Below are 3,403 nucleotides of genomic sequence, written 5' to 3'. Positions count from 1 at the left end.
GTGTTTGTCGTTCACATACTGCACAAAGTTGGCCACGGTCTTGGGGGCTTTGTCTGTGTACAACTCGGCGTCGATGGCGCCCACAGACGTGAGGATGCGGACCTTGGTGGTGGCGCTCTGTGCCTGAGCCGCGGCGGGGCTGAGCAGCGCAGGCAGGCTCAAGAGCAGAGCCAAAGCCATGGCGGTGCTTCGGCGTTGGGGCAAGGGTGTGTGGGCGAGTGTCATGGATTTCAATTTCGGCAAGGGCTGCTCAGGGCGATTGCATGAGCTGTTCGGTGGCCAGTTTCTTGTTCTGCAATCGGGTCGATGAGGGTGGTATGGCCAAGGCTTTGGCGTAGGCTTGGGCGGCCAGTGCCAGGTGCAGGTCGCCCAAATTTTCCAGGGCCAGCGCGTAGTCTGGGCGGGCCTGAATGGCCGCTTGCAAAACCACCAGCGCTTCGTCGAGGCGATGGTCACGGGCCAGCAAGGCGGCCAGGTTGTTGTGAGGTTCGGGCAACTCAGGGAAAGACAGCGTCAAAGCGCGCAGTGTGGCGATGGCCGCCTGGGTTTGGGCTTGTCCGGTCTGGATGTGGCTGAGCAGCAAGCGCATTTGCGGATCGGTGGGCGAAGTTTTCAGGTGGGCATCGGCCATGGCCTGCGCTTTGTCCCACTGGCTGGTTAGCACCAAGGCGTTGACTTCGCTGTACAGGTCCGCACGCGCGCCCAAGCTGAAGGTCCAGAGGGTGCAAAAAACCATCAAGGTCAGCAGGGGGCGCATGCGGGCAAAGAAAGTAAGAGGTGAAAGGAAAGGGTCTGAGGCGGGTCTGTCAAGGCGGCAAAACCCGGCCCAAAAAGAGCGTTGGGGCAGACGGCTCGGGGATATACTGAGCAGTCATTGTAGCGGAGCCCCTGCGGCCTCCCGTGTTGCAAAAGCCCAAGCCACCCCTTGTGTAAGGTGGCTTTTTCATCTGTTTCGTCTTGCCTTGAATCCGACATGAGTTTGCGCATTTTCAACACGCTCAGCCGTGCTGTTTCCGAGTTTTCCCCGGCTGAGCCAGGCCATGTGCGCCTGTACGTGTGCGGCATGACGGTTTACGACCTGTGCCACCTGGGCCATGCCCGCTCGATGATCGCCTTTGACGTGGTTCAGCGCTGGCTCAAGGCCAGCGGTTACCAAGTGACCTACGTGCGCAACGTGACCGATATTGATGACAAGATCATCAAACGTGCCCTTGAAAACGGCGAAACCATTCGCAGCTTGACCGACCGCATGATCGATGCCCTGCACCAGGACGCCGATGCCCTGGGCATTGAACGCCCTCAGCACGAACCCCGCGCCACCGACTACGTGCCCCAGATGCTGCGCATGATCGGCACATTGGAAGCCAAAGGCTTGGCTTACCAAGCTGGCAATGGCGATGTGAACTTCTCGGTCCGCAAGTTCCCCGGTTATGGCAAGTTGTCGGGCAAGTCGCTGTACGAACTGCATGCCGGTGAGCGCGTGGCGGTGGAGACCGACAAACAAGACCCACTCGATTTTGTCCTCTGGAAGAGCGCCAAGCCGACCGAGCCTGAAGATGTGAAATGGGCCAGCCCCTTTGGCGCGGGCCGTCCTGGCTGGCACATCGAGTGTTCGGCCATGGCTTGCGAACTGTTGGGCGAGACCTTCGACATCCATGGCGGCGGGGCCGATCTGCAGTTCCCGCACCACGAAAATGAAATCGCCCAAAGCGAGGGCGCCAACGGTCTGCCGTTGGCCCGCTTTTGGATGCACAACGGCTTCATCAATGTGGACAACGAGAAGATGTCCAAAAGCCTGGGCAACTTTTTCACCATCCGCGATGTGCTGAAAGAATTCGATGCCGAAACCGTGCGCTTTTTCATTGTGCGCAGCCATTACCGCAGCTCGCTCAATTACAGCGATGTGCATCTGAGCGACGCCAAAGGTGCCTTGAAACGGCTCTACACCGCTTTGCAGGCCGTGCCGCCTGCCAATGTGACGGTCGATTGGGCCGAGCCCTTGGCCGCCCGATTCAAGGCGGCCATGGACGAAGACTTCGGCACACCCGAGGCGGTGGCGGTTTTGTTCGAGTTGGCCAGTGAAGTCAACCGCAGTGGCTCGCCCGAGCGCTCGGGCCTGCTCAAAGCTTTAGGGGCCTTGCTGGGTTTGTTACAAACCGACCCGACCACCTATTTGCAAGCCGGCGCCGGGCTCGACGAGGCGGCCATCCAGCAGCACATCCAGGCCCGAGCCGACGCCAAGAAAGCCAAAAATTTTGCCGAGGCCGACCGCATCCGCAACGACTTGTTGGCCCAAGGCATTGTCTTGAAAGATGCCGCCACAGGCACGACTTGGGAGTCGGTTCAGTGACGGTGGTGGCCAGCACGGCTGTGGTGCCCGTCACGCCCGAGTATTGGGCCGATGCCTGTGCGCACCTGGCCAAAAAAGACCGGGTCATGAAAAAGCTCATCCCCCAGTTTGGCAATGCCATCCTGGAAACCCGGGGAGACGCTTTTGTCACTTTGGCGCGCTCCATTGTGGGCCAGCAAATTTCGGTCAAGGCCGCGCAATCCGTTTGGGACCGCTTTGCCGTGCTGCCCAAGCGGCTCACCCCTGCGGCCGTGCTCAAACTCAAGGTCGACGACATGCGGGCAGCGGGTTTGTCGGCGCGCAAGGTCGAATACCTGGTCGATCTGGCGGTGCACTTCAGCTCGGGCACGGTGCACGTCAAGGCCTGGCAAGAGATGGACGACGAGGCCATCATCGACGAGCTGGTGGCGATTCGGGGCATTGGTCGCTGGACGGCTGAGATGTTCCTGATCTTTCACCTCATGCGGCCCAACGTGTTGCCGCTCGACGATGTGGGCTTGATCAATGGCATCAGCCGCAACTATTTTTCTGGCGAGCCGGTCAGTCGCAGCGATGCCCGTGAAGTGGCGCAGGCCTGGAGTCCGTATTCGACTGTGGCAACTTGGTATATTTGGCGCTCGCTGGACCCTGTGCCAGTGGCGTATTGAGGGTGGGACGAGGCGTCCCCCCGGTTTTGAACAGAGGAGTCACACTTGGGCAAAAAAACATTTCTCGACTTTGAGCAACCCGTTGCCGAACTCGAAGCCAAGATCGAAGAGTTGCGCTATGTGCAAACCGAGTCGGCGGTGGACATCACCCTCGAAATCGACCAGCTGAGCAAAAAAAGCCACCAGCTGACCAAAGACATTTACAGTGACCTGAGCCCCTGGCAGGTGACCAAAATCTCGCGCCACCCTGAGCGCCCTTACACGTTGGACTACATCAAAGGCATCTTCACCGACTTTGTTGAAATGCACGGCGACCGCCACTTTGCTGACGACTTGTCCATCGTGGGCGGCTTGGCCCGGTTCAATGGCCATGCCTGCATGGTGCTGGGCCAGCAAAAAGGGCGCG

At 59.6% G+C, this 3,403-nt stretch carries 4 protein-coding genes and 1 pseudogene; 3 read left to right on the top strand and 2 right to left on the bottom strand.

What is annotated here, in order from left to right:
* The coding region (locus Q0341_RS03185; protein ID WP_299510508.1) for a peptidylprolyl isomerase at window positions 1-225 on the bottom strand (225 nt) is incomplete at its 3' end.
* 25 nt (window positions 226-250) lie between these two features.
* The gene (locus Q0341_RS03180; RefSeq protein WP_299510506.1) at window positions 251-757 is read right to left on the bottom strand and encodes a hypothetical protein; all 507 of its coding nucleotides are present in this window, start codon (window positions 755-757) and stop codon (window positions 251-253) included.
* 216 nt (window positions 758-973) lie between these two features.
* On the opposite strand from Q0341_RS03180, the gene cysS reads away from it, so the two are divergent.
* The 3 genes and pseudogenes from cysS to Q0341_RS03165 form a co-directional block, all read left to right on the top strand.
* Window positions 974-2,350, top strand: coding sequence for a cysteine--tRNA ligase (gene cysS / locus Q0341_RS03175; RefSeq protein WP_299510505.1), 1,377 nt, complete (start codon window positions 974-976; stop codon window positions 2,348-2,350).
* Complete coding sequence (locus tag Q0341_RS03170) at window positions 2,332-2,997, top strand: DNA-3-methyladenine glycosylase 2 family protein (RefSeq protein WP_299510504.1); 666 nt, start codon at window positions 2,332-2,334, stop codon at window positions 2,995-2,997. Before cysS ends, Q0341_RS03170 begins: the two co-directional genes overlap by 19 nt.
* Before the next feature lie 45 nt (window positions 2,998-3,042).
* A pseudogene (locus tag Q0341_RS03165) lies at window positions 3,043-3,403 on the top strand (acetyl-CoA carboxylase carboxyl transferase subunit alpha); the annotation flags it as partial.

The organism is uncultured Limnohabitans sp. (assembly GCF_937889215.1).
In the GTDB taxonomy this organism is placed as follows: Bacteria; Pseudomonadota; Gammaproteobacteria; order Burkholderiales; family Burkholderiaceae_C; genus Limnohabitans_A.
This window is presented reverse-complemented; position numbering and strand designations above follow the sequence as displayed.

What these genes read in the sequence shown, in the direction of transcription:
- cysS (WP_299510505.1), top strand. Translation starts at nt 974, where the DNA reads ATGAGTTTGCGCATTTTCAACACGCTCAGCCGTGCTGTTTCCGAGTTT.
- Q0341_RS03180 (WP_299510506.1), bottom strand. Translation starts at nt 757, where the DNA reads ATGCGCCCCCTGCTGACCTTGATGGTTTTTTGCACCCTCTGGACCTTC.